The sequence below is a fragment of the Bradyrhizobium sp. CSA207 genome (assembly GCF_029051685.1).
Classification (GTDB): Bacteria; Pseudomonadota; Alphaproteobacteria; order Rhizobiales; family Xanthobacteraceae; genus Bradyrhizobium.
This window is the reverse complement of the sequence record NZ_JAACFT010000043.1, coordinates 1-23,646: the sequence shown is the minus strand read 5'-3', so window position 1 is coordinate 23,646 and position 23,646 is coordinate 1. Positions and strand designations below refer to the sequence as shown.

28 protein-coding genes and 2 pseudogenes are annotated in these 23,646 nt (G+C 60.9%); 15 read left to right on the top strand and 15 right to left on the bottom strand.

The features are described from left to right. Positions 1 to 87 precede the first annotated feature (87 nt). The gene (locus GWG65_RS34645) at positions 88 to 366 is read left to right on the top strand and encodes a hypothetical protein (protein ID WP_275199912.1); all 279 of its coding nucleotides are present in this window, start codon (positions 88 to 90) and stop codon (positions 364 to 366) included. 48 nt (positions 367 to 414) lie between these two features. On the opposite strand, the gene GWG65_RS34640 is transcribed toward GWG65_RS34645, so the two are convergent. From GWG65_RS34640 to GWG65_RS34630, 3 genes are all read right to left on the bottom strand, one after another. Next, the gene (locus GWG65_RS34640) at positions 415 to 795 is read right to left on the bottom strand and encodes a response regulator (RefSeq protein ID WP_275199911.1); all 381 of its coding nucleotides are present in this window, start codon (positions 793 to 795) and stop codon (positions 415 to 417) included. 118 nt (positions 796 to 913) lie between these two features. Beyond that, the gene (locus GWG65_RS34635) at positions 914 to 1,546 is read right to left on the bottom strand and encodes a response regulator (RefSeq protein WP_275199910.1); all 633 of its coding nucleotides are present in this window, start codon (positions 1,544 to 1,546) and stop codon (positions 914 to 916) included. 163 nt (positions 1,547 to 1,709) lie between these two features. Then, a complete protein-coding gene (locus GWG65_RS34630) occupies positions 1,710 to 1,982 on the bottom strand; it encodes a hypothetical protein (RefSeq protein ID WP_275199909.1) in 273 nt (90 codons plus the stop codon). Between the two features lie 335 nt (positions 1,983 to 2,317). On the opposite strand from GWG65_RS34630, the gene GWG65_RS34625 reads away from it, so the two are divergent. The 3 genes from GWG65_RS34625 (at position 2,318) to GWG65_RS34615 (ending at position 3,646) form a co-directional block, all read left to right on the top strand. Beyond that, the gene (locus GWG65_RS34625; protein WP_275199908.1) at positions 2,318 to 2,554 is read left to right on the top strand and encodes a hypothetical protein; all 237 of its coding nucleotides are present in this window, start codon (positions 2,318 to 2,320) and stop codon (positions 2,552 to 2,554) included. 300 nt (positions 2,555 to 2,854) lie between these two features. Further along, a complete protein-coding gene (locus GWG65_RS34620; RefSeq protein WP_275199907.1) occupies positions 2,855 to 3,328 on the top strand; it encodes a hypothetical protein in 474 nt (157 codons plus the stop codon). A gap of 18 nt (positions 3,329 to 3,346) precedes the next feature. Continuing rightward, entirely contained in the window at positions 3,347 to 3,646 is a 300-nt protein-coding gene (locus GWG65_RS34615) for an SEL1-like repeat protein (protein WP_275199906.1), read from the top strand. Between the two features lie 498 nt (positions 3,647 to 4,144). Here GWG65_RS34615 and GWG65_RS34610 read toward each other — a convergent pair whose 3' ends face one another. Then, positions 4,145 to 4,726 carry a hypothetical protein gene (locus GWG65_RS34610; RefSeq protein ID WP_275199905.1) on the bottom strand — a complete coding sequence of 194 codons (582 nt, stop codon included), beginning with the start codon at positions 4,724 to 4,726 and terminating at the stop codon, positions 4,145 to 4,147. Positions 4,727 to 4,837: 111 nt separating this feature from the next. On the opposite strand from GWG65_RS34610, the gene GWG65_RS34605 reads away from it, so the two are divergent. From GWG65_RS34605 to GWG65_RS34595, 3 genes are all read left to right on the top strand, one after another. Beyond that, positions 4,838 to 5,239: a hypothetical protein gene (locus tag GWG65_RS34605; RefSeq protein WP_275199904.1), complete on the top strand. Its 402-nt coding sequence runs from the start codon at positions 4,838 to 4,840 to the stop codon at positions 5,237 to 5,239. A gap of 145 nt (positions 5,240 to 5,384) precedes the next feature. Continuing rightward, a complete protein-coding gene (locus tag GWG65_RS34600; protein ID WP_275199903.1) occupies positions 5,385 to 5,921 on the top strand; it encodes a Spy/CpxP family protein refolding chaperone in 537 nt (178 codons plus the stop codon). A 1,626-nt stretch (positions 5,922 to 7,547) separates the two neighbouring features. Beyond that, positions 7,548 to 7,940 (top strand): hypothetical protein, encoded by a 393-nt coding sequence (locus GWG65_RS34595; protein ID WP_275199940.1) that lies wholly within the window; start codon positions 7,548 to 7,550, stop codon positions 7,938 to 7,940. Positions 7,941 to 7,988: 48 nt separating this feature from the next. On the opposite strand, the gene GWG65_RS40545 is transcribed toward GWG65_RS34595, so the two are convergent. Further along, positions 7,989 to 8,138, bottom strand: coding sequence for a hypothetical protein (locus GWG65_RS40545; RefSeq protein ID WP_342760699.1), 150 nt, complete (start codon positions 8,136 to 8,138; stop codon positions 7,989 to 7,991). Positions 8,139 to 8,278: 140 nt separating this feature from the next. Between GWG65_RS40545 and GWG65_RS34585 the strand changes: the two genes are divergently transcribed. Then, complete coding sequence (locus GWG65_RS34585; RefSeq protein ID WP_275199902.1) at positions 8,279 to 8,689, top strand: hypothetical protein; 411 nt, start codon at positions 8,279 to 8,281, stop codon at positions 8,687 to 8,689. A gap of 49 nt (positions 8,690 to 8,738) precedes the next feature. Here GWG65_RS34585 and GWG65_RS34580 read toward each other — a convergent pair whose 3' ends face one another. Beyond that, positions 8,739 to 8,930: a hypothetical protein gene (locus GWG65_RS34580; RefSeq protein WP_275199901.1), complete on the bottom strand. Its 192-nt coding sequence runs from the start codon at positions 8,928 to 8,930 to the stop codon at positions 8,739 to 8,741. A 577-nt stretch (positions 8,931 to 9,507) separates the two neighbouring features. On the opposite strand from GWG65_RS34580, the gene GWG65_RS34575 reads away from it, so the two are divergent. Both GWG65_RS34575 and GWG65_RS34570 read left to right on the top strand, forming a co-directional pair. Then, complete coding sequence (locus GWG65_RS34575; protein WP_275199900.1) at positions 9,508 to 10,119, top strand: NYN domain-containing protein; 612 nt, start codon at positions 9,508 to 9,510, stop codon at positions 10,117 to 10,119. A gap of 322 nt (positions 10,120 to 10,441) precedes the next feature. Further along, positions 10,442 to 11,131: a hypothetical protein gene (locus tag GWG65_RS34570; protein ID WP_275199899.1), complete on the top strand. Its 690-nt coding sequence runs from the start codon at positions 10,442 to 10,444 to the stop codon at positions 11,129 to 11,131. A gap of 383 nt (positions 11,132 to 11,514) precedes the next feature. Here GWG65_RS34570 and GWG65_RS34565 read toward each other — a convergent pair whose 3' ends face one another. Next, positions 11,515 to 11,736, bottom strand: coding sequence for a hypothetical protein (locus tag GWG65_RS34565; RefSeq protein WP_275199898.1), 222 nt, complete (start codon positions 11,734 to 11,736; stop codon positions 11,515 to 11,517). Between the two features lie 214 nt (positions 11,737 to 11,950). Here GWG65_RS34565 and GWG65_RS34560 point away from each other — a divergent pair, with 214 nt between their 5' ends. Then, the gene (locus tag GWG65_RS34560; protein ID WP_275199939.1) at positions 11,951 to 12,223 is read left to right on the top strand and encodes a hypothetical protein; all 273 of its coding nucleotides are present in this window, start codon (positions 11,951 to 11,953) and stop codon (positions 12,221 to 12,223) included. Positions 12,224 to 12,330: 107 nt separating this feature from the next. Here the strand turns inward: GWG65_RS34560 and GWG65_RS34555 are convergent, their stop codons facing one another. Next, positions 12,331 to 12,552 carry a hypothetical protein gene (locus GWG65_RS34555; protein WP_275199897.1) on the bottom strand — a complete coding sequence of 74 codons (222 nt, stop codon included), beginning with the start codon at positions 12,550 to 12,552 and terminating at the stop codon, positions 12,331 to 12,333. Positions 12,553 to 12,572: 20 nt separating this feature from the next. Next, complete coding sequence (locus GWG65_RS34550) at positions 12,573 to 13,499, bottom strand: Ku protein (protein WP_275199896.1); 927 nt, start codon at positions 13,497 to 13,499, stop codon at positions 12,573 to 12,575. A 166-nt stretch (positions 13,500 to 13,665) separates the two neighbouring features. Here GWG65_RS34550 and GWG65_RS34545 point away from each other — a divergent pair. From GWG65_RS34545 to GWG65_RS34530, 4 genes and pseudogenes are all read left to right on the top strand, one after another. Continuing rightward, a pseudogene (locus GWG65_RS34545) lies at positions 13,666 to 13,893 on the top strand (hypothetical protein). Position 13,894: 1 nt separating this feature from the next. Then, a complete protein-coding gene (locus GWG65_RS34540; protein ID WP_275199942.1) occupies positions 13,895 to 14,059 on the top strand; it encodes a hypothetical protein in 165 nt (54 codons plus the stop codon). A gap of 14 nt (positions 14,060 to 14,073) precedes the next feature. Further along, positions 14,074 to 15,263: pseudogene (locus GWG65_RS34535) on the top strand (IS701 family transposase); the annotation flags it as partial. Between the two features lie 698 nt (positions 15,264 to 15,961). After that, positions 15,962 to 17,503, top strand: a complete 1,542-nt coding sequence (locus GWG65_RS34530) for a glycosyl hydrolase family 17 protein (protein WP_275199895.1) — start codon at positions 15,962 to 15,964, stop codon at positions 17,501 to 17,503. A 139-nt stretch (positions 17,504 to 17,642) separates the two neighbouring features. Here the strand turns inward: GWG65_RS34530 and GWG65_RS34525 are convergent, their stop codons facing one another. From GWG65_RS34525 to GWG65_RS34500, 6 genes are all read right to left on the bottom strand, one after another. Further along, positions 17,643 to 18,185 carry an adenylate/guanylate cyclase domain-containing protein gene (locus GWG65_RS34525; RefSeq protein WP_275199894.1) on the bottom strand — a complete coding sequence of 181 codons (543 nt, stop codon included), beginning with the start codon at positions 18,183 to 18,185 and terminating at the stop codon, positions 17,643 to 17,645. Between the two features lie 778 nt (positions 18,186 to 18,963). Further along, positions 18,964 to 19,752: a 3-hydroxybutyrate dehydrogenase gene (locus GWG65_RS34520; RefSeq protein ID WP_275199893.1), complete on the bottom strand. Its 789-nt coding sequence runs from the start codon at positions 19,750 to 19,752 to the stop codon at positions 18,964 to 18,966. 89 nt (positions 19,753 to 19,841) lie between these two features. Then, positions 19,842 to 20,633, bottom strand: a complete 792-nt coding sequence (locus tag GWG65_RS34515) for an acetoacetate decarboxylase (protein ID WP_275199892.1) — start codon at positions 20,631 to 20,633, stop codon at positions 19,842 to 19,844. 31 nt (positions 20,634 to 20,664) lie between these two features. After that, positions 20,665 to 21,816, bottom strand: a complete 1,152-nt coding sequence (locus tag GWG65_RS34510; protein ID WP_275199891.1) for a DUF3734 domain-containing protein — start codon at positions 21,814 to 21,816, stop codon at positions 20,665 to 20,667. Positions 21,817 to 22,041: 225 nt separating this feature from the next. Continuing rightward, a complete protein-coding gene (locus GWG65_RS34505; protein ID WP_275199890.1) occupies positions 22,042 to 22,542 on the bottom strand; it encodes a hypothetical protein in 501 nt (166 codons plus the stop codon). Between the two features lie 13 nt (positions 22,543 to 22,555). Next, the coding region (locus GWG65_RS34500; RefSeq protein WP_275199889.1) for an efflux RND transporter permease subunit at positions 22,556 to 23,646 on the bottom strand (1,091 nt) is incomplete at its 5' end.

Genomic DNA, 23,646 nt, shown 5'->3' with positions numbered 1-23,646 from the left:
GAACGGCGCCGCTGTTGATGTGGATCAATGTTGGCGCTCCGTGGCGGATGAATTGTGAAAGGGGTTCATCCAGTTAGGGAGGTTTTGATGAGCGCAAATATCAAGTCGGAAGCGATCTCGCGTCGGAAGGCCCTTTCTCTGGTGGGTTTGGCGGCTGCGTTCGGCCTCGCGGCGGCGCCTTCGGTACTGACGGTCTCCGAGGCTGAGGCCCAGACCATTGGCATGGAACGGCGTCAGGACCGGCGCGAAGGGCGGCATCAGCGGCGTGACGACCGTCGCATGGGGCGCACCGAACGACGTGAAGATCGGCGGACAGGCACAGCGGGCGCGGCTCCAGCGGGTACAACTACCGGCGCGGCTAAGTAATTCCTTAGGCCCGAGTTCGATCAGGGAAGCAACAGCGGCGCGGCAAGCTCACCGCGCGCCGCTTTGCCCGACAACTCTGTTGAGCGGCTCGATTAGCTGCTGGATGGAGAATGGCTTTGTCAGGAATGCAATGCATCCAGAAGCCAGCGCGGCCTCACGAACGTTGGGGCTGTCGTTCCCCGTTATATAGATGACCGGCACGGAAACGCCCGCATTTTTGAGACGATGCCTCAGGTCGATGCCTGATCCGTCGCTCAGATTGATGTCCAAGATGACGCAAACCGCCTCCTCGAAATCGGAGTGGCTTTTGAAAGCCTGCGCGGACGAAAACAGGATGGGCTCGTACGCGTGCTGCCGGAGCAGACGCTGTACGGCCCTCAGCATTGCCGGATTGTCATCCACGACTAAAACGAGGTTCTGGTGCAGCAAGGATAATCCTCGTCCGTCACATAACTTTCACAATTCTGCGGCTGCGTATGCCTCGCACGGCACGCGTTTTCTATTGTCATTTGGGACAACATGCGGGCCAAAACTGTTGGTAAGTTGGTTAGGCCGTCTGCTCGGTAGCCGATGCCAGAGCGCCGATCCGCTCGGCAAGGGACACAAGTTCCGCCAAGGTTTGGACCTGCATTTTCTCCATCACCCTTTGGCGATGGGCCTTGATGGTGCGCTCGGTGCAGCCCAATGCGTGGGCAACGTCTTTGTTGGTTTTGCCACGAACGACGAGTTCAAAGACTTGCCGCTCACGTGCTGTCAGCGCCGCAATATGAGCGCGAACCGGGTCCAGCTTGCTCTTCAAGGCACACTGCACCCCATGATGCGCTATCGCCCGTTTGATTGCCTGAAGAAGATCGTCCGACGACACGGGCTTGGTCAGAAAGTCATCCGCTCCAGCCTTGATGGCCCGCACTGTGGCCGGGATGTCGGGGTGATCAGCGACGAATATGATCGGCACCGTCGAACCGAGTTCGCTCAGCCGCGATTGGAGTTTCGGCCCGCTCAGGTCCGGCACCCGCACGTCGAGGAGAACGCAGCTCGGGACACCTTCACTCGGCAAGTGATCTAGCAAGTGCTGAGCTGAAGTATAGGTCGCGACCTCGTAGCCAGCTCGCTTCAAACGACGTTCCATTGCTGTCCGGAAGGACGCATCGTCGTCGACTATATGGACGAACCCCTGCATGGCTCTCTCCCCAGAGAACGTTCAGGTTATCAAGCAATCGCAACCCGAGCATGTTAACTTTGTGGGTTCCGTGAGGCTGGCGATGGTGACGCGGCGAAAGCCGGTCAACGGGCTGGGAGGATGACCCTCCGAGAACTCGGAGACTGGTTTCTCGGGAAATTCCTTACAGCCCGGTCCCGCGATCGGCATCGTCCGCCCTCAAGGGCAATTGTTTCAGCAGCGCGGCCATGTCGCGGTCGGAGATGGCAAAGCGGGCCGGATCGATCGGAGCGGCGAGCGGCGCGGTCCTGACCCGCCGCAGGAGCCAAGCTCGGAACTGTCGCCGGTCGAGCCGCAATGCTGCCTTCAGGCCCGCTTGAAAAAACCGGTCACGCTGCGCCGGGCTGAGCCGCGCCCAGCCCTGCATCGTGGCTTCAAACAGATCGATGCGCCGCATTTGGCGTGCCTTTGAAAAGCGACATTGAGCAAAGGAAACCACAAAAACGAAAAACGCAAATATGCTGAAGGGGCGCGGTCGCGCGGTCCCTGCGGAGGGTGACATGCCCAGAGGGACCCGGACGACCCGACTGTGCGGAGGGTGGCCGCGACGGTCCGTCCAGCGTGTTATCACCTCAACACTCACGACCACGATATCCGCTCACCGGGGCAAGGCAGACATCCCGTCACAAGTCCGAGACTTCCATTTCGTTCATTGACCCGATGCAGAAGTGGGGCCGACGCTTGAGCCTTCGTCATGCGTCGTCCTCGCCTGAGGGTGCGGGCGCAGGTCACGTGCAACTGAAAACCCATCGCGTGCAAAACGCTCAAGACGGTGCTGAAATTCGGATGCGCTTTGCCGCCTGCGAACGCGCGGTAAAGGCTTGTTCGTACGATCCCAGAACGTCGCGCGAGCTCCGAAATGTTGTGCAGGCGGGTCGCATCCTCAATCGCACGACAAATATCGGCGATGTCACCGGCCTCGAATGCGGCCAGCATCATTGCCGGTCAGTCGCTCTTGAGGGAAATTAACGATGGCTCCTTGCTAAGCGCAATTAAATTCGCAGCGGAGGCTCACTGCGCTAGTTGAGGTGTTACTATTCTGCTGCAAATGCTTCGCAAATGCGCATCTAATGCCGGACACGGGCCACCATGCCGTTGGTCCTGCTCACCGACGAAGAGCGGGACAGTCGCGCACCATGGGATGAGGCCAAGGCGTTGCAGCGGCCATTGCCGGATGATGCTCTCAGGATCGTCATGCGCGGGGCCGACAAAGAGGATCGGGCAGCGGCAGCATGACATGTCGCTGTGGCTTTTTGGGGGGCGAATAAAATGACGACGACCGTCGAACAACTTTTCAGTAAGCAACGTCAGGCTTCGGCGAGCGACCTACGGGAGTGCGGATGGTTACAGACCCAATTCCCGGAAAGCTATGGATCAGGCGGAGTACTGGGTCCGGAAATCGGGAGTGATGGTCACCTGTGGGTAATAATTCCAATTGATGAACCGAGTGCGGAAACAGCAGCGAGAGGCGCAGGCATGCGCAAGTCCGTTCGTCATATTATTCCCCAGCACGATCCGGACGGCTGGAAGCTCCATGCAAACTTTTATAACTTCGCTCGGGGGTTCTGGAAGCCGTCGGCTTGGGTTGGGTCGATCCAGCTTTCAAATTCGAAACAGATGATCACCTTGGGCTTCATCGCGACAACCAGTGTGCGTCAATTCGCGGTTGACCTCCGACAGATGCTCGATCTTGGCATTCCTACGTTTGAAACTGCACCGGAAGCATTCGAGGCAGCGCCCTAAAGACCGAAGGGGAAAGTCGTGTCAAACCCAGAGATAGAGCGCCTGCTGGCAGCGAGCCGGGCCAACAACGGCGAGGCGCAATATGATCTTGGTCTTGCCTATCTAAATGGTGATGGCGTTCCACAAAATTTCGTTGAAGCCTACTTTTGGCTGACGGTTTGCTCAGGAACGGAGAAAGTCTTTTGGTCACCGTCACCGGACGAACTTGCCGCAGAGGCTAGTTTGCACATTACGGATGAGGCAGCGCTCGGCGAGACCATTAACCGCGTCATTGTCTGGTTGGCGGAACATGGCACCCCAGTTGCGGGTGATCAATGACCTCCGCTTTTTGCCATTGCTCTGTCCTCCGCCAATGATCGTACACGGCGTCCCCTCCGGCTTCATCGGTCCGTGCCAGCCGTCGAAGGTGGCGCGACCGCCGTCCGGCCCGCTTTGGGTTCACGAAATCAAGCACGACGGTTATCGCCTGATGGTGCGCCGGGATGACCCGCGCGTTCGGTTCGCTCTTGCTCGACCGCCGCTTCGGGATCGGCACACTAGATCCATTACGGCTTCCGGCAGCCGTTGCTCCATCGCCGTTGGAGCTGCGCGCCGCTCCATTCGAACTTCGCTCGCGATCTGCGCTCGTTGCGTCCGCTGCTTCACGCGCGGCGGCCATGACTGGGCCGACCGCTTCCCGGCCATCGTTGAGGCCGCGCCCCACATCAACCGGGGCCACGAGGCGGTACTGCACGCCTTCAGGCTCGGGCTGGAGGCATCGTGTCAAGGCCGCGCAAAGACGCATCAGCGGGGCTCGGACTTTGGTGGCGGTGATGCTCATCGGTTTTTTACGGCCGCGCAGAACTGTTCCGTGACCGCCGTCATTTCCTCGGTGACGTTCCAGCCCTCCCTTTCGGCGTTTTCCTTGGCCAACTGATGCTCGATCTGAAGCATCTTCTTGGTGAGCGCGTACGGCTTCCAGTCGGCCTTGGACAGCTTGGCGGCGGTGTTCGCTCCACAGACGTTGTAGGCAATCGCTTTCTGCACATTAGTGCTGACGTGGGTCATGTGGTCCTCGACCACGGCGGTGACGCGCGCCTTGGCGTATTGGCTGTTGGCTGCGATGAAGTCTTTGCAGAAGGCGGCCCGTTGACCTCCGTCGCGGGCCTTGATGTAGGCCGTCTGCGTTTCGTAATGGAGGCGGTAGGCGAGTTTCTCAGCGTTCGGGTCGGATTTCACCGCTTCAAGCATGGCGCGGTGGTCACCCGAGGTGGCGTCATTGATCGTGATGTCACATACTTTGGCGAGGGAGAAGACCGGAACGTAGGCCCGCAACTTGGCTTCCAAGGCATCGTTGGCGTGCGCAACTGGTGCGAATAGGCTGGCGGCGATTGCGAAAGCAACGAGACAGCGTTTCATTGGTGACATGCTCCAGATCACCGAACAGTAAGCGACGGCGGGGTTGGGATCGCGGTGGCACACTCGCCAGCGCGGCGACCCAGCCGCGAAGCGTCCAGCCCAGAAAACGGGTTGAACAACTTAGTGCGCGAATTCCTTGGGCGGCAGTCGAGCGGCAGCGTTGATCTGGATCATGCCGTTCCAGCCCCCCTCGAAACGGCTTTACCGTTGCGGCGTCAACGACTTGATCACGAAGCCTCGAACAACGATCCCGACCATCTTGCGTTGCCGTGCAATCACCATCACCGGATGTACGACGTTCTTTTTTCGGTTACCGCGTTGAAGGTCCAGCGCGCTCACTGGCAGGAAGTGAAGGGAAAGCGCACAAACGCCTATATGAAAGATGCAGGCAAGAAGGCCGTCGCGACGCGTGCGGCAAAAGGTATAGGCAGCGAGACGGCAAGGAAGGCCAGCGCAACGCGGCGGGCCAATGTCTTGAAAGCAGCGCAAAAAGGGCAAGCGGCCGGCAATTAGATAGGTCGTGGAGGAACTATTATTGCTCGATATGTCTGCTCTTGTTGGAGAAACGCCGCTGGTTACCTTGATTTAGGTCAAGGTGCCCCGGAGTGCGCGAGCTTTTTTGGAGTGCCTTGGGGGCGAGTAGCCAAGGAGATCGCCAATGTTGAAAACAGTAGTGATCGGAACAACCGCACTCTTCCTCACGGCCTCCTCGATTGCCCATGCGCAATCCTCACAGACGTCCTCTCCTACTCCTGCGACACCGCAACGGCTAAATGCAAACGACCAGAATACACTCACGGACATCAGGGTTGATCTGGTAAAAGCCGCGTTGCAGCTGACACCTGAACAGGAGAAATACTGGCCGGCCGTAGAGAGTGCTATTCGTGCCGGCGCGGAGGATCGGAAAGCCCGTATTGCAAAAATCCAGGGAACGGTGGGTATGCGGGCCGACGAAAACCGTATCGAAGTCATGCGCAATCGTGACCCCATCGCCTTTTTACAACGACGCTCGCAAGCATTGGCTCAACGATCCGCCGATTTGGATAGGCTCGCCGAGGCGTGGCAGCCACTCTACAATACGCTTAGTCAAGAACAGAGGCAGCGCATGGCGGGGCTCGCGATCTTTGTGCTCCGCGAGATGAGTGACGCCGTAGACAGGCGCCGTGCCACACAGTCCGAGGAGAACGAGGACTGAAGCAAATTGCCATGATTGGACCTAAGTAACCGCATCTGCTCCGACCATTGTACGGCAGCAGGGGCGATGTCCGCTTTCGTGTAAGGCCGACATCGCCCGGCGGGTTCAATGCGCGTCCACTTTGTCGTCAAGTGCAGAAGCCGCTCGTTTATGAGTACTACTCATCACGACCTCAAAATAATAAGACTGCAAAAACATCTCGACAATCTCAGCATTAGGCACAATTGCAAGGCGAAGCCATTTCGCGAGTGCACACAGAGACGTGGGGCGCCGGTTGACGCTTTGAAGGAACAGAAGAGCGCGCGGACATTTGAATTGACGCCGGCTCGCCCAAGCTGGCGGAGCGGCCCCGGCCTACCCCAAAAGACCCCCCTGAAGCCGGGGCCGACTCACTGCTGGCGCCTACACACTTGAGACGGCCCATGAAAATACCGAGAGGCAAGTTCATCGGCGAGCGCACCGACAAGATCCCGGCAGGTGAAGCGGAGCATTTCATCAAGTGCCGACCTGCGGCGGATGGATCGATATGCGCGACCTTGGATCGGTTTTGGATCATGAGGGGCCGTTGCCGCATCCCGGCGAGGATCAGGCACAATAGACACTGGCAGGCCCGCCAGCGTGAATCGGGTCGCCCGCGATTGAGCGGCGCCTGGCGTCCGTCTGCAAGCGGCTCGACGTTTATTCCGATCTAATACTTGAATGAGCACACGTGGTCACGAGCAGCATGGTCCGGCTGCATTGCCAATCGGATCCCAACATCGGTTCATCACGAGGAGTACCGATGGCCATCGAAGTACCAGCCGCCACCAAGACAACAGCTGTCAGCGCGAGCAATCGAGAGGTTGTCAATTTCCACTTCATTGCGCTTCCCTCCAGTGGAAGCGCGCACGCTACGCTCGGCGGTACCTGCCGCTTGTGAACTACTTCACACGATGCGCATCACACTCACGTGCAGGAGGCCCGCCAGCGTCAACCGGCCGGCCCGGCTTCATCGTCGCAGCCTTCCAGCATGCCAACCGCCAGACGCTTCCGATTGCGATGGGCGCCGGCGCACGGCTGAGGACCTTTGGAGCACCCTCCGCGTTAGGCAACGAACCCCGGGGGCGAGGAGATTTTCCGATGTCCGCCGTCCCTCTGGACGTTCAACGAAGGTTCGAACAGCGGTGGTCCGCGAGGTTTCTCTGCCCGAAGCAACCAACCAGAGCACAAGAACAGCGGCCTGAAAGCAGGCCCCAGGTTGCCGCGCCCGCAAAAGCCAAAAGAAAAGCCCGCCGGGCTAAAGCAACAGGCCCGATGTCTGCACCGGCCGCGTGAGCGCGGGACCGAAGCCCCCGCGCTCTTGTCACCGTCTCAGCCGGCAGCCCCTCCATTGAGGCGCCGACGGAGCTTCCTGATGATCTCCCGCAAATCGCTCAGGTATTCCTCGATGACGCGTCGAGCCTCATCAGAGCGCGAAGGCTTGGGCTTTGGCGCTTCTTTACCCGGGCTTGGCTCGTCAGGCCGGTTCATGCCCGACGGTCGCGGAGAACCGAACGCGGTCGTTGAGATGGATCAAAGGGCCGCCGGCCTTCAATTTCCTGTCTCACGGTGCTCAGGTCGAATCGGTCTCTTGGTGTACATGACAAAATAAAGCCCGGCTGGGGATCGAGCCCCCGGGCGGTCGTTATTGCGGCATCCGCCCTGTCCAGCTCTGCTGCACTGGCGCAGGCGGCCCTCTCCAATCCGGACGAATGCCAAGCTGAATTCGCCAGCTGCACGGGTCTTGGAACCGGGGGTACCCCCACCGGCGTCTATCGGTATCGGCGAACGGCGTATCGCCATCCGGTGGCGGCGGCCGCTACCGTCGGCGGCTGGGGCAATTCCTACGCCATGTCCGGCGGGATGGGGTACGACGAGATGGGGTACGGCCCCAACGGCTGGTACGGCAACTGGAGTACGTATGCTTCCCGCAACGGCATCTCCTGCAGGCCCGGCACCTATTTCAAGGGTGCTGACGGTCTCCAGCATCCCTGCCAATAGGTCATCCGCTCTGCGGCTAAATCAGACGGCCCTTTGGGGCCGTCTGATTCATGCCGGAAGGACGTAGAGCCCGTCCAGGACGGTCGCATTCACATCGAGAAGATCAATGCGCAGTTTCTCTACACGCTCAAGGACAGCGGACCAGAGATTGGCGCTGGCATCAAACATGCTGTCGAGAGCGGTTGGCTCGATCTGCACGAGAGCGGGACCTATGTTCGGCTCTTAACGTCCGGAAGAAGTGCTGCAGGGCTGAGGGCCCGCCAGCGTGAACCGGCGGGCCTGTCACATCTCTGTGGCACGTTGCCAATATCTCGGTGGCTGGGATTGCTGGACCCAGTTTGGCACAGGGCGCCGCCGGGACGCTGTATTTCGAGCCCGGCGGCGTATCTTTTTGGGGTCTAGCGGCACAACCGCTGGCGAGCATGAGCCGCCAGCCGCTGCCGGTCGCGCTTTGGGTGGATTCTGCGCCGTCGCTTCATGCACCGGTCTCCATGCCGCTGTATTCCTCGGCGATCCGCTCGAGCTCGTCGGGCAGCTGGCGAGCAGCGGCAGAGCCTTGCGCTCGCGCCCGGGTTGATTGCGCCACGTTAGGAATGATCATGCTGCAAAGACTTTCCGCCGCCGTGGCCTGGGCCTCTCTTGCATTCATCACTTACGCTACTCTCTCGTCAATTCGCGACAGGCCGAAACTGAGCAGCTCCGCTGATTTGGAGGATGTCGCCGCTTTCGCGTTTTTGGGTTTCGCATAACTTCGCCCGCTTGCCTCTCGCGAGATTGGCTACAAGCCGGGTTCGACACCTACCCCGCGACCGAGCCGAAAAGCGTCTTCAGACCTGCCTCGATCGCCGCGATGTCCTGTTCGACGTGGGCGATCGCGGACCGGCAGTCAAAGCCGGCCGTGGCTTTCAGGTCCACAGCCCGGCGCCGGCGGTGCAGCCTGAGATGCTCGAGCGACTGGCGGTCTTTCCAGTCGGGCGCACCCCTCAACACTGAAATTCACTCGACATAAACGGCCGCGCGATTAAATTTAGTTGCGATTTGCAGACAGTATAGCGGAAGAGTGTCGAAGAAAATTGCCTCGATCAGCCGCGAGGCTCGCATCACCCTTGGGAATTCAAGTCGAGCTCGCGCGGATTCGATAGGCAGTCGTCAGGAGCAGGTGAAACATCGCTCGTGCGGCCATGTACCGAGCCGCGGGCCTGGTTCGCTCTGTACCGACGAAAAGTACCCTTCCTGCTTTGTCCGAAATAGACCAGCGCCAGGCGCGGCCGCGCCTGGCAATCGCGCAATCAAAGAGTGCGAATTCCCAGGAGGTCATGACGTGCCCCGTGCCCCTGATTAGTCATTTCCATCGAACAGGAGGTGTGTTTCAATAAGCAGAAAGTATGCCAGATTTGTAATGTTCTTGCCGCGTCCCGCCTGAGTTCCAAGCCGCAGAAGCTTGAAGTAGGTAGTTCGCGCTACTCACCATCTTAGGTAGCTATTCCTCAGAATGCTCCCGGATTATCCGAGCGCGGGTTCTGCGCCGCTCTGGCCCTCGACTCGCGCCGCCAAAGGCCCGACCAAAATGTCACCTTCCTCTGCCGACAAGATCGCGCTCTTCATCGATGGAGCCAATCTCTACGCGACGGCCAAAACTCTCGGCTTCGACATCGATTACAAGCGCCTGCTGAAGGAATTTCAGAGCCGCGGAACGTTGTTGCGGGCGTTCTACTACACCGCGATCATCGAGGATCAGGAATACTCCTCGATCCGCCCGCTGATCGACTGGCTCGATTACAACGGCTACACCGTGGTCACCAAAGCGACCAAGGAATTCATCGACGCCTCCGGCCGCCGCAAGGTCAAGGGCAACATGGACATCGAGCTCGCCGTCGACGCCATGGAGCTCGCCGAACACATCGACCAGATGGTGCTGTTCTCGGGTGACGGCGACTTCCGTTCCCTGGTCGAGGCCGTGCAGCGCCGCGGCGTGCGGGTCACCGTGATCTCCACGATTGCCAGCCAGCCGCCGATGATCGCCGACGAGCTGCGCCGCCAGGCCGACGTCTTCACCGATCTCGTCGAGTTGCAATCCAAGCTCGGCCGCGATCCATCCGAACGCCCGGCCCCGCGCGATCGCGAGGCACGTGTTCATTTGGCCAGGCCCTTGATAAAAGGAAATGATCCTCTCGGTTGAATTCTTGTCGGCCCAGTTTGACAGGCGCTTGGCTTCCCATTTGTGCACCGCGATGAGACTTCAGACGGCGAAAAACGCCTATTCGCAGTTGGAGCAATTGCGGGGGCTCCCTAGTAAGTTCGCTCAAAAGCCGTCCAGCGCGACTGCGCCGCGGCACTGGATACTGCTCCTTTGACCTTTGGACGATGCTCGCAGCCCTGCTGCGCGCACACTTCACTTGCTCTCCCGTGCTAGTTGCGCTTGGATCAGAGCCGGGTCTGGAGAGATTTCCATTATGCGTGTTCTATTGGTAGTGGCGGTTTGCGCCACGTTGGCCGGCTGCATGACCGCCGGCGATACTGTTTCCTTCAAAGCATCGAATCCACAACAGCAGGCATTAATGCGGGACGGGCAACCTGCCCTCGTCTCTCGTCAGAAGAGCTCGCTTGTCCTCGTCCGCCCGGCGTCTCGCCAACTTCAAGCGAACGGGCGCCCCGTCTTCGTTGTCGGCATCAACAATCTTAGCAAGCAGCCAGTCGAGTTCCGAATGGCGCAAGTCGAAGCGATCCAACACGCCGCAGGCTCCGACTTCGAGATGAAGATCGTCACATACGAGATGCTCGTTCAGGAGGAAAAGAACCGGCAGGTTGCGGCGGCCCTCCTAACCGGACTAGCCGCCGGCGCGAACGCCTATGGTGCGTCCCGGGCTGGCTACGGCAGCTACACAACGCCGAGCGGCCGGACTGGCACCTTCTATAGTCCGACGGCGGCGGCGATCGCGCAGGGCAACGCCGCCGCTCAAAACGATGCAATGATTGCCACAACCGTAGAGGCCGGTCAGCGCAACATGGTAGCGCTCGAGCAGTCAGTCATCAAAGACAACACGCTCATGCCTGGCGAGTGGTACGGCGGGCAGCTGCATGTCGCTCCGCCCACCGATCAGGGCGGAGCTCAAAAGAGCTATGCGATCATCATCACAGTTGGCTCCGATCGCCATGTGATCGACGTGGCACAAGGCCCGCCGGGAGTTTAGCCAGATGAATTTCGTCCACCGAGAGCAGCGTCGCGAGCTGCGGCGGCCCAAAGCTCTCTCGATCGTCGTTGCAGCAGGCCTTTTAATTTGCGCGTCCATGCCCGCCAAAGCTGACTGCAGCAGCGCGATTTCATCCTATAACTCGGCAGTGAGCGACATCAATAGCTATCTAAAGCGGTACACTCGATGCCTGAGCTCCAGCAATGGATCAGACGAGTGCTCCTCCGAGTTTCGCCGCTTGCGCTCTGCTCAAAATGACTTCGAAAGCGCAGTGTCTGGATATCAGGCGCATTGCCGAAGGTGAGCAGCGTGAGGATACTGCTCGCAAGCTCGCTCGAGCGGAGATCGTGTTCACGCAGACGGCGCTGGGAACGACCACGTCCTCAATCGATTACGGCAGCGGAAATTAGGCTCGCCCAGCGATGATTGTAACTGAAGTCCAAGACCAAGCGATAGCCGCGCGAATGGCCCTCATTGTCGGTGCAGATCGGTTCGATCGGCTCTTCCGAGCTGTCCGGTTCGACGAAGTGGACGGCGATATACTCTATGTCTACGCACGAGACGAGGATACCGCAGCTGAAATGGAAGACGAGTTCGCGCTGCACATTTCGATCTCGCCTCGAAGATCCTCGATCGCCAGATCAATGTAGCGCTAGTTCTCCCGCGGCACCTCATGAAATCTGAACGATAGCTGTCCATACTCCTCACTGGAACAGGTGGACAAGGTCGAGCCTGCACATTTGCGAATCCCAGCTCTGTGGTATGCGCCGGAACGGCGGGGGTTGGATGGCGATTCCTTCCGCGTTAATGGAGTTCGCGATGTTGATGTTCCGGGAGCGACGCCCCGCTTATCGCACGGTCGAAGGTTGGGCTCGGTCGGTGTTGTTGGAAGCTGGTGCAATCCGGGAATGCGAAGAGCACGGTTGGATGCAAGATCGTGCCGATCCTCACGCCCGGGATCGCGCGTTCAACATCGCTCGGCAGCGCCCTCCGGTCGGGGTCTCGCCAGATGCGGCTGCCGTCGCAATAGCGGAGGTCCTGGACGGGATCGGCGACACTTGCCCCGAATGCCTGCCCGAAGACGGCCGCTGAGTTGGCGGCAATTTGGTGTCAGGCCGCCGTAGTCGGCTCATGACCTCGATAATCCCGGGGAGCGCGCCCTTGCGGGATCTCGTGAAGCGCGCGAGCTTCGAAGCTTCCTATCGCCGGCGCGCGACCCAGATACCGAGCAGGAACGCGACGAAAAGCGACTGCAAGGGTGCCTTCATCGTCATCTCGCGCAGATGATCTGCCCAGCGCATCGTAGACGCCTCCGAAGACGACCGAAGCGGCTGCTTGCGCACTCCAGACGTCTCGGCACTCTCACCGTCGCTCACGAGCCCGGAGGCTTCAGTCATCGCCGAAGCTTCGTTCATGTCCATGCGCCTCTCCTACTCTGGCCTCAGGCCGACTTACGCTGCGGTTTGGCCGACGGCTTCTTTGCCGAAGTTTCCTTTGCCGGCTTCTTTCCGCTAATCGGCATCAGCATCTCCTTCTGGCCGGCCGCCGCTTTGCGTGGCTTCTTGGCTGACTTGGCCGGAGCCTTGCTCTCCGCCGCCCCGCCGACGCTGCGTCGCAGCGCCTCCATAAGATCGACAACGTTTGCCGCTGCGGGTTTGCCTTTCGGCGTGATCGGCTTTCCGGCGCGCTTCTGGTTGATGAGCTCGATCAGCGCCCTTTCGTAGTGGTCCTCGAACTTCTCCGGTTCGAACGATCCAGCCTTCTGGTCCACGATGTGCCTGGCCAGATCGAGCATGTCCTTCGTGACTTTGACGTCCTGGATCTCGTCGAAATACTCCTGCTCCGAGCGCACCTCGTAGGGGTACCGAAGCAGCGTTCCCACGAGCCCCTTGTCCATCGGCTCGAGCGCGATGATGTGCTCGCGGTTGGTCAGCACCACGCGGCCGATCGCGACCTTGTCCATCTCGCGGATGGTCTCGCGGATCACCGCGAAGGCATCGTGCCCGACCTTGCCGTCTGGACGGATGTAATAGGGGCGGATCAGGTAACGGGGGTCGATGTCGCTGCGGTCGACGAAATCGTCGATCTCGATGGTCCGCGTCGACTCCAGCGCGATCTCCTCGAGCTCTTCCTTGGAGACCTCAATGTACTGACCCTTCTCGAACTCGTAGCCCTTGACGATGTCCTCGTTGGGTACCTCATCGCCCGTGTCGGCATCGACCTTGAGGTACTTGATACGGTGGCCGGTCTGCCGATTGAGCTGGTTGAACGAGATCTTCTCGCTCTCGGAGGTCGCCGGGTAAAGCGCGACCGGACAGGTGACGAGCGAAAGCCTGAGGAACCCTTTCCAGTTGGCGCGCGGGGCCATGATACGCAGAACTCCTTTGGGGCGGCTTGGATTCAAGACGATTCAATTGCTCTGGTTCCGACAGTCCGCCGGGTGCCGCCGTGATCCATCGTTAACGGCCCTCCGCAGCGCCAGCGGAAGCAGCAGTCTGCCTTGACTCACCTCGAACAAAGAGGGAACATTGCGTATGTCCGCCGCAGCCGAGACGTCATGGGCGGGCGCGGGCGATCTGGAGGCCGCCGCCGACCGGGCCATCGCGGCCTGCGGCGGCGACGCCCGAGACGCCGTCAAGGCACTCATCGTCGCGAACGGCTAGCTGGAGGCGCAGGTCGAGGAGCTTCGGGCTTCGGTTTCCGCAGGCTATGCGCGCGGCCGGTTCGACGTCCCGCGCGATCGGAAGGATTGGTACGACTGAGATGTCCGAGGTCACCTACTACGTCGCCCTGCCCTTCGTGGCCGCCGACGACGGCATCGCTGCCGGCGAGGCGACGGAGTGCTTCTCGGCCAATGCCGCCGTGATGCGTGCCCAGGCGCTCTCTCGCAAACCCAGCATTACAGTTGCCCTTTCTGAAGATTTCTGAATCCATGGGCAACCATGATTCGAAGATCGTGGACGCAGGCAGCGTCGATTGAAGAGACGCTTGCGTTGTGGGCGGCGTCGCTTCGTGAGATCAAGAAGCGGATACGCCCGTTGTTCGGGCAAGAGCGTGTTGCGAAGAATGCAGGCTTGTTTCTGGAAGGCCTGCTCGGAGATGAGCAACGCAAGACTGGATGGATGCGCGCGGAGGCGGCAGGCGACCCTGGCCCATGGCGGCAACAGGCGATCCTGGGTCGCAGGGACTGGGACGCGGATGCTTTGCGCGATATCGTTCGCGACTATGTCATCGAGCATTTGGCGGATGACGATGCGGTGCTGGTGATCGACGAGACCGGCTTTCTCAAGCAGGGCAAGGCGTCGTGCGGGGTGGCGCGGCAATACACGGGTTCCGCGGGCAAGATCACCAATTGCCAGATCGGCGTCTTCGCTGCCTACGTTTCGCGCCACGGCCATGCTTTCATCGATCGCGCGCTGTATCTTCCGAAGGAATGGACGGACGATCCGGATCGCCTGGAAGCCGCGTACGTGCCCGCCGACACCGGCTTTGCGACCAAGCCGAAGCTTGCGACGAGAATGATCGCACGCGCGATAGCCGCGGCTGTCCCATTCGAGTGGGTTGCTGGCGACACCGTCTACGGTGTCGGCGACATCGAACAGCAACTACGCCAGGCGGGCAAAGGCTATGCGCTCGGAGTCAGCAGCGCTCATGTGTTCCGATCCTGGGGCAAGCGACGATTAGTCTCCGGCACCGCCGCGGACATCGCCTCGACGCGGCGTTCGTCCGACTGGAAACGCCTGTCAGCAGGGGACGGAACCAAAGGACCGAGGCTGCACGATTGGTGCTATCTCGAACTGGCCGATCTCGATGCCGGGCAGTTCAACAGCGCAAATGACGGCCTGTGGACACGCGGTCTTCTGATCCGTCGCCGCATCGCCGACGGCGATCTCGCCTTCTTCACCACCTGGTGCCCGGCAGGAACAGCCATCGAAAAGCTGGTGGCAGTCGAAGGCCATCGTTGGGCGATCGAGGACAGTTTTGAGACCGCCAAAAAAACGAGTTCGGGCTCGATCACAATGAGAGCCGTTCCTGGCATGGCTGGCATCGCCACGTGTCAATGGTAATGCTCGCCTTCGCCATGATGGCGGTGATCCGCCATCATGCCAATCCGCCGAGGCCAAAAAAAAGCAACGCCGAACCACGGCAAAAACAAAACCATCGCCGCCTCGTCATTGATCCGATGGTCAATCCAGGAAGTTCGGCGCATCGCCATCAGGCTCGCTCGAAAGCGGATCCAACCCGCCCCCATCATCGCATGGTCGCTCTGGCGCAGAGCTCACCAGGCGATCGCTCGGCGGGCGCACCTCAAAGCTAAACGGCAACTGTAATGCTAGGCTCGGTCGCGTTCAGCCGCAGCGGGGACCCTGCCACGGGCGACTTCGGAGACGCCACCGTGATCCGGAAGTTCGGCGACGTGCCCGAGGATCTGAGCGCGCTGTGAAGCTCGACTTGCTTCGCAGCGAGCGTGCGCTGGGTACTTCGAACATGGCGGGATGCATCTTCCGCATCGCCACCCCGTGCAATGTGGCGCCGAACGCATCCACGCGGCTACCCTTGCCATAATTCAATAGTCTGCTACCTCCCGTCGCTCTCCTGCGAACCGCTATATGATTGTGTGCCTGCTGCAAGTTTAACTCGCCTCTTGCGGCACGGACGATCTGGCGGCAGCTTTCACAGTCAAGTAGGTGCCGGCGGACGATGATTTCTGTTGCTGTCGGGTCACGACAGTATGCCGGTTGACCGACGATCTCTACGTTGGAGGGTCGAACTATTTCGCTTCGCACGCCTCTGGCGCTTCTTATCATATCCCTAGGTGCGATCGCCGCGGTGTGGTGGTGGCTGGCCATACCGATCAACTTGGCGCGCGCACCGATCGATCCGAATGCCAAACTGCAATGCATATCCTACGCGCCCTTCCGCAACAACCAAACGTCCGAGCAGCCTACATCGGTGCCGCGGAACCAGATCGCGGAAGATCTCGCCCAGCTTGCCAAAATAACCGACTGTATCCGTACCTATGCGACTGATCTTGGTCTCGATCAGATCCCCGAACTTGCGTCCAAGGTGGGGCTGAAAGTCATTCAGGGAGTTTGGCTCGAGAGGGACCGACAGAAGAACGCGGTGCAGATATCCACGGGCATACGCCTCGCCCAGCAATATCCGGAAACCATCACCGCACTCGTTGTCGGCAACGAGGTTCTGTTGCATCGGAAGATGACGCCTTCCGACCTTGCGGCCTTAATCCGCTCGGTCAAGGCACAAGTGCCGGTCCCCGTCACCTATTCCGACGTCTGGGAGTACTGGTTGCGCTATCGGGAACTCGATGACACCGTCGACTTCGTCACCGTTCATATCCTACCATATTGGGAAAATGTCCCAGTCCCGGCGAAATCTGCCGCTGCTCACGTCGACGCCGTCCGAAAGCAGGTGGCGTCGGCGTTTCCGGGCAAGGAAATCCTGATCGGAGAAACAGGTTGGCCGAGCGAAGGGCGGATGCGCGATGCGGCGCTACCGTCGCGCACCAATCAGGCGCGGGTGATCTCGGAGGTTCTCGATCTTGCCCGGCGCGAGAATTTCCGCGTCAACCTGTTCGAGGCGTATGATGAATTGTGGAAGCATGAGTTCGAGGGCACCGTCGGCGGATCGTGGGGCTTATTCGATTCCGCGCAGCGCACACTGAAATATCCGCCCGGCATCCCCGTCAGCAATTATCCGCTCTGGAAACTGCAAATGAGCAGCGGAATGGCGCTGGCGATCCTGGTGTTCGGCGCTGCATGGCTGACCTCGCGCCGGAAGCCCTCGCAGCCCCGGCTCGTCTCATGGTTTGCGGTCGGAATATCGGCAACCACCGCCGGAGTCCTGTTTGGGGTGGCCGCTCAAAAGATGCTCTATGAAAGCTACGACGCGGGCAGCTGGCTTCTGTGGGGCACACTTCTGGTGGCGGCAACTGCCTCGCCGCTGTTCGGCGCCAACGCCCTGATGTCCGGGCGCGCACCGCCTACATTTCTGGAATTGCTGGGTCCGAAGGACTTCAGGACCCCATCGGGGCTGGCGATCATGCACGGATCGATCTTGATCGTAACCATCGTGATCGGCACGGAGACCGCGCTGGGCTTTATGTTTGACCCGCGCGAAAAGGATTTTCCTTTTGCGGCCCTCACTATGGCGGCGGTCCCATTTGCGGCTATGACGCAGCTCAATCGCTCCAAGAAAGGAATCCGCCCCATGGCGGAAGCGACATTTGCCGGCGTATTCTTGGTGGCAGCCATCTATGCGGCGCTTAGCGAAGGGCCGGACAATTGGCAGTCGCTGTGGACTTGTGCTGCCTATATATTGCTTGCGGTTACGCTGTGGCGGGCGCGCGCTTGAGAAAACCTGGCCAGCCGACTTCCGTCTTGGGTCAAGAGCGCTGGTGTAACCCGGTCTCGGCGAGGTCAGTCTGCCCCGAGCTTCGGACGTGACTAGGCGCACGGCGGACTGACGCGAAGGGCCCAAGAAGAGACATTCGTCAAGCGCTCGCCGCAAACAGATCCCATCGGCCTGGAAGACCCTTTAGCTCGAACGATCCACGCTCTGCGAATTTCAAACCCGCCCCGGCGACCAGGTCGGTGACCACCCGTAATACTAGCACCTCGTTGGAACCGGACTGCGCCATGACTCGTGCGGCCGCGTGGACCGCGATGCCACCTATATCGCGGCCTCGTAGTTCGATCTCGCCGGTGTGGAGTCCCGCGCGTAGCGGCAAACCAATCTGCTGGGCAGCTGTGCCAAACGACAAAGCGCATCGGACCGCGCGGCCAGGTCCATCGAAGCTGGCCAGGATGCCGTCGCCCGTGCTCTTGACCAGATTTCCGCGATGTTTTTCGACCATTTGTCGAGCGAGATGGTCGTGATTGTCGAGGAGCTGACGCCAACGCAGGTCGCCCACCTGTGCCGCATTGCGTGTCGACTCAACTATGTCGGTAAATAGGACCGTTGCCAGAACGCGCTCTAGATCGATCGAAGTGCTATCGCGATGTCCAGTGATAAACTCCTCGATGTCACCAAGCACGGTTTCGGTCTCACCGCTCCAGAATAGGTGGTCGGGCCCAGACTATTCGATATATTTCGCCCCAGAGATTTGCGCAGCCAGGTTGTGCCCATGCGTGGCCGTCACTTGCGCATCGGCCTGGCGATGAAGAACAAGGGTCGGCACACGCATCCCTTCGGCGGAGCTGCTGTTGGCGCGAATGCGGGCGAAGATCGATGATCTGTGCCGCGAACGGGACGCCCTGCCAAAGGGCGACCTGTCGCTGACGTCCGCGCCAACGGCTAAATCCCGACATTGCTTCCTATTGGTTTCGTTGCGCGGTCCAATATCCCGAGCAGCGCCCGCCTGCTGCGTGGCCGCTCCAGATGCCGCGGCCGGCGTCTCGCGTCAGCCTGCCCGACCCTGAAGCGTATTTGTCGTGGACCGTAACCGACGCGTGAACCGCGCCCGAACGTCCGATGTGCCTGGCAAATTTCACCAGATCGGGATGCGTGACGAATCCGTCGTCTATGTTCACGGAAAAGCTGTAGGTCGGATCACAGCTGCCGCGCTGCGTGACGAAGAGGAGATTCCAGGATCCATCGTAAGAGGTTCGGGCCTGGGCGGCCGTCGCCATGGTAAGGCACGCACAGCCAACGACACTCGCGATTAGTCGCTTGTTCATGATCTTCTCTCCACATGATTTGTTGATGTTCGGTACTAAGGGATCGTAGGTCGGAGCACCGTCGCTTGATCTAGCGCAGGTGTTCGCGAAAAATCTTTCGCGATCCGCCTCTCGGTCTCTGACGTTTTCTGCGGGCTATGCGGCCGTCCAGCCGCCGTCGACGGAAAGGTTGGCGCCGGTGATCTGGGCGGCGTCCTGGCTGCACAGGAACAGCGCCAGGGAAGCCACCTGTTCCACCGTGACGAATTCCTTCGTCGGCTGAGCCGCGAGCAGGACCTCGCCGATCACCTGATCCCTCCTCATGTTGCGCGCCACCATCGTGTTCGGGATCTGCTTCTCCACCAGCGGCGTCCAGACGTATCCGGGGCTGATGCAGTTGCAGGTGATCTTGGACCGGGCGAGTTCCAGCGCCACCGTCTTGGTGAGTCCCACGATGCCGTGCTTGGCCGCGACGTAGGCCGACTTGAAGGGCGAAGCGACGATCGAATGCGCCGAGGCTGTGGTGATGATCCGGCCCCAACAGCGCTTCTTCATGCCGGGCACGGCTGCACGGATGGCGTGGAACGCGGACGACAAATTGATCCCGATGATCGCATTCCACTTGTCGACCGGAAACTCCTCGACAGGGGCGACGTGCTGGACGCCGGCATTGTTCACGAGGACATCGACGCTGCCGAAGGTGCTTTCTCCCAGCGTGATGAGTTCGGCGATCTGGTCCGGGCTGGCCATGTCTGCAGGCGAATAGACAGCCTTCACGCCAAAATCCCTCTCGATCGCAGAGCGCTCGTTCTCGACATCCGCCGGCGCCCCCATTCCATTGAGCACGACGTTGGCCCCGGCGCCTGCGAAAGCACGAGCATACCCGAGACCGATGCCGCTGGTGGAGCCGGTCACGACTGCGACTTTGCCTTTCAGAATACTCATTTGGCCTTTCCTTGTTTGATCTGTGAGGGTGTTGCGGCTCGCCGCCGCGGTGTTTCCGGGGCCTATAGGTAGCTCATCGTTGCCGTCCATCAGGTGACCAGAGCTCGCTCGTAGCTCGCGGCCGGGCGCCGGATCGCCTGCTGCAGATAGTCGTGAACGACCTTGCCCAATCCCAGCGTAAGGTCTGCGCGGATGTGAACCGCGGACACGATCTCGAGCACCGGCAAATCGGACACCGGAGCGAGGGCGTGGGGCGTCAAGGAGAGAGCGGCGGGTCCGGTCCACGCCCCCTTCAGGACAAGCTGCTCGAGGTGATATTCGACGAGCTCGCAGATCCGCGGGCTGCCGTCGACGTGAGGAATGATCTTGAGCAGGAAGTTCGGCTCCTGCAGAGCGGCTTTGACCTGCGCCAGGTCGGCTTCGTGGTGCTTGTATCCCATCGTGCCGGTCGCTACCCGCAGCGGACCGTAATCGAGCGTGCCGATGAGCGTATCGAGCTCGGTCCGCAACGTCGGCTGGCCGAGCTTTTTCGGAAAGCCCCAGAGCTCCCGGCCGCCCGCGATCGGTCCCTCATCGTTCAGGAACATGCAGTGGGTGTAGCCGCCCTTGCGACCGCGGAACGACACAGGGATGACCTGGCCGCTCTCGGTATAGTCGCCGAAACCGTTGGAATCCGGCATGCGGATGAATTCGTACTTGACCAGCGCTTCGTGCTCGTCGAGTTCGAGCGGAGTCGGGACGACCGATCGCAGCTTCGCCGGATCGGTGCGATAGGTGATGATCAGGTATTCGCGGTCGACGAAACGATACGGTCCCGGCGGATATGCCGGATTCGTCAGCGGCATGGCGAACGCACGCCTCACGACTTCACTCTCGCGCATTTGAATTGTCCTGTGATTGGGAAGAGCCGGCCTATTCGCGACCGTCGTGCTCAAGATCGAACGTGGAGACGCCGTCCGCACTCGTCGGGCGGGCCAGCACCTCGGGATGCCGAAGGGTGCGCAAGGCGTCGTGATAGCCGGCGCGCCAATGATCCTGCATCGACAGACGGGAAAACTCGTAGTCCTTGGAGTGGCCTTCGTAGTCCCGTGCGCGATAGATCAGGTGGACCAGGCTATGCACGTTGTTAGAGGCAGCGGTCCTGAGCAGCTTGACGTCCTCCTGCTCGCGCAGGTCTTCCGGGAGCCTGTTCAAAAGAGCCGCCAGGTCTCGCTGCAACCGGTGCAAGCTCTTGAACTGGTCCGTGCTCGCCCGCGTGCGACTGGAGTATTGGATCTCCTTCTGACGAGTGATCACTTCCGCCATGTTGCTCGGGATCTGGCCGCGCGCGCTCCAGAGATCGACCTGAAAAACGAGCGTGTCCTGACGGGCCCCGCACTCGATCACCCACTGCAACGGAGTGTTGGATACGAGCCCGCCATCCCAATACTGTTCGCCGTCGATTTCGACCGCCGGAAACCCCGGCGGTAGCGCTCCACTCGCCAGGATGTGCTCGGGCCGGATCGTATGGGTTGCAGTATCGAAATAGACCAGATTGCCGGTCCTCACGTTCACGGCCCCGGCGCTGAAGCGCGTCAGACCGGCGTTGATGCGATCGAAATCGACGAGACGCTCCAGCGTCGTCTTCAGCGCGCTGGTGTCGTAGATGCTGGTGGCGGCAAGCGTTCCACCCGCCTGCAGCCACGGCGCGAACGGCCGCGCGGAAAAGAATCCGTTCGCCCCGAATACCGCAGCAAAGCCCGCATTCACCTGATTGAGAAAATTGCGAGTGTGATCGCTGTTCATCAGATCGGTGAACGGCGCGTCCAGCGTCACCTGCGTCCAAAATTCGCGGAGCCGATCGACCCGAGCGTTCGGCGGATTGCCGGCGATGATCGCGGCATTAATCGCCCCGATCGAAATGCCGGCGATCCAGTCGGGATGGATGTCGGCTTCGGCCAAGGCCTCGTAGACGCCTCCCTGGTAGGCCCCCAAGGCGCCGCCGCCCTGCAGCAGCAGGGCGACGCAATCGAACGGCAGACGCCGGTCGGCGGTCGCGAGGTTTGCTCGAGGTTGAAAGTTCATGGTTCTGTGCCCTTGATCTGCGATGGCTCAGCCAGCGCCTGTTCGGCCGACCGGACCCCTAATGGCCCAGTCATTTAATAAACTATAACGTATAGTTTATTAAATAGTCAAGATGGCCGCGTTCACATGCGCGTGCTGCAGCTGATGTTTCCCTCGACGGAGTCGTCAGCCGCGCCGATCTGCTCGGCAGGCTGACGCAACGAAAATGGCGGACTTTCGTGGTTGTCAGTCGCAGACCAGAACGCGGCGGTGGCGAGTGTAGGTGTAGTAGCAGTCGCCATCGGACGAGTAGCCGCGTCCATAGGCATAGCCCGCAGCGGCTCCGGCGTAAGCGCTCGCCGCATACGCACCGCGATAGCCGTACCGCGATCCATCGTACCGGCCGTAGCCGCCGAAGCGGCCGTAGCCGACCGATGCGGCACGAGTGGCGTTCGCCGGTCCGCCCCTTCCGACGCCGGCGAGATCGCCGCGCGCCGCAGGTCCGGCACCGAGACGAGGCGCCCCGCCAGCAAGGCCGGCACGCGGTGCGGCGCCGAGTCCTACCGGAGGACGAGCCGCAAAGGCCGGAGGACCCCCGGCTGCGAGCGGCGGCGGACCGCCGGCTGCGATCGGCGGAGGGCCCGCCATCGGGGGCGGCGGTGGAAACTGCGCGAACGCGGCGTGCTGCGACAGCGTCATTGTTGCGAGCGCCGCGGTGAGCGACAGCATCAGTGTCTTTCGTGTCATGGTGTTTTCTCTCTCAAGACTGTGTTTCGAGGACGGGCGTCGGCTTGGACGCGGAGACGTGTTCAGGCATCGGCGCTTCCGGACGGAGGGTGTCGTGCGCAGGCACGGCAGGCTCCTCCGCCGATGTTTCATGGTCGAGCTCAGGCTGAATGCGGAACCAGGCCACATACAGCGCCGGCAGGAACAGCAGCGTCAGCAGCGTGCCGACGATGATGCCGCCCATCATCGCGTAGGCCATCGGGCCCCAGAAGATCTCGCGCGCGATCGGAATCAGGGCGAGGCTTGCGGCGGCGGCGGTCAGCAGAATCGGCCGCATGCGATGCTCGGTCGCCTCCACCACAGCGTTCCAGGCCGGGCGCCCCTCTTCCCTGAGGTCCTCGATCTGCACGATCAGGATCACGGAGTTGCGCACCAGGATGCCGATCAGGGCGAGCACGCCGAGGATGGCAACGAAGCCGAGCGGAGCACCGCTCGGCAGCAGCGCCATGACGACGCCGATCACGGCGAGCGGCGCGACCGCGAACACCAGGAACAAGCGATGAAAGCTCTGCAACTGGATCATCAGCACCGTGGCCATCACGAACAGCATGAGCGGAACGACGGCCACGATCGGCGCCTGGCTCTTGGCACTCTCTTCCACGGAGCCGCCGATCTTCACCGAATACCCTGCCGGGAGCGCCTTGCTGAACTCCACGACCTTCGGCGCGAGCTGATCGACAATGGTTTTGGGCTGCGCGTTGCCGACGATGCCCGCTTTCAGCGTGATCGTGGGAATCCGCGCACGGCACCAGATCGTCGGCTGCTCGAGCTCGTAGCGCAGATTGGCCACGGCGGCGAGCGGAACGGATTGACCGCCGAGGCCGGTCAACTGGAGATCGCGCAGCGTGTTGATGGACGCACGTTCCAGCGCCGTTGCCCGCCCCGTGACGTCGACGAGATAGATACTGTCGCGCACCTGGGTGACCGGCGTGCCCTCGAGCACGGAGTTCAAGGTCGTGGCGATGTCTTCCGAGGTCACGCCGAGCTGGCGCGCCTTGTCCTGGAGCACGTCGACCTTGACGACGCGGGCCGGCTCCATCCAGTCGAACACGACATTGCCAAGAT

What these genes read in the sequence shown, in the direction of transcription:
- GWG65_RS34600 (WP_275199903.1), top strand. Translation starts at nt 5,385, where the DNA reads ATGTTGAAAACAGTAGTGATCGGAACAACCGCACTCTTCCTCACGGCC.
- GWG65_RS34630 (WP_275199909.1), bottom strand. Translation starts at nt 1,982, where the DNA reads ATGCGGCGCATCGATCTGTTTGAAGCCACGATGCAGGGCTGGGCGCGG.
- GWG65_RS34555 (WP_275199897.1), bottom strand. Translation starts at nt 12,552, where the DNA reads ATGGACATGAACGAAGCTTCGGCGATGACTGAAGCCTCCGGGCTCGTG.
- GWG65_RS34505 (WP_275199890.1), bottom strand. Translation starts at nt 22,542, where the DNA reads ATGACACGAAAGACACTGATGCTGTCGCTCACCGCGGCGCTCGCAACA.
- GWG65_RS34620 (WP_275199907.1), top strand. Translation starts at nt 2,855, where the DNA reads ATGACGACGACCGTCGAACAACTTTTCAGTAAGCAACGTCAGGCTTCG.
- GWG65_RS34610 (WP_275199905.1), bottom strand. Translation starts at nt 4,726, where the DNA reads ATGAAACGCTGTCTCGTTGCTTTCGCAATCGCCGCCAGCCTATTCGCA.
- GWG65_RS34550 (WP_275199896.1), bottom strand. Translation starts at nt 13,499, where the DNA reads ATGGCCCCGCGCGCCAACTGGAAAGGGTTCCTCAGGCTTTCGCTCGTC.
- GWG65_RS34645 (WP_275199912.1), top strand. Translation starts at nt 88, where the DNA reads ATGAGCGCAAATATCAAGTCGGAAGCGATCTCGCGTCGGAAGGCCCTT.
- GWG65_RS34540 (WP_275199942.1), top strand. Translation starts at nt 13,895, where the DNA reads ATGTCCGAGGTCACCTACTACGTCGCCCTGCCCTTCGTGGCCGCCGAC.
- GWG65_RS34560 (WP_275199939.1), top strand. Translation starts at nt 11,951, where the DNA reads ATGTTGATGTTCCGGGAGCGACGCCCCGCTTATCGCACGGTCGAAGGT.
- GWG65_RS34575 (WP_275199900.1), top strand. Translation starts at nt 9,508, where the DNA reads ATGTCACCTTCCTCTGCCGACAAGATCGCGCTCTTCATCGATGGAGCC.
- GWG65_RS34520 (WP_275199893.1), bottom strand. Translation starts at nt 19,752, where the DNA reads ATGAGTATTCTGAAAGGCAAAGTCGCAGTCGTGACCGGCTCCACCAGC.
- GWG65_RS34515 (WP_275199892.1), bottom strand. Translation starts at nt 20,633, where the DNA reads ATGCGCGAGAGTGAAGTCGTGAGGCGTGCGTTCGCCATGCCGCTGACG.
- GWG65_RS34635 (WP_275199910.1), bottom strand. Translation starts at nt 1,546, where the DNA reads ATGCAGGGGTTCGTCCATATAGTCGACGACGATGCGTCCTTCCGGACA.
- GWG65_RS34570 (WP_275199899.1), top strand. Translation starts at nt 10,442, where the DNA reads ATGACCGCCGGCGATACTGTTTCCTTCAAAGCATCGAATCCACAACAG.
- GWG65_RS34510 (WP_275199891.1), bottom strand. Translation starts at nt 21,816, where the DNA reads ATGAACTTTCAACCTCGAGCAAACCTCGCGACCGCCGACCGGCGTCTG.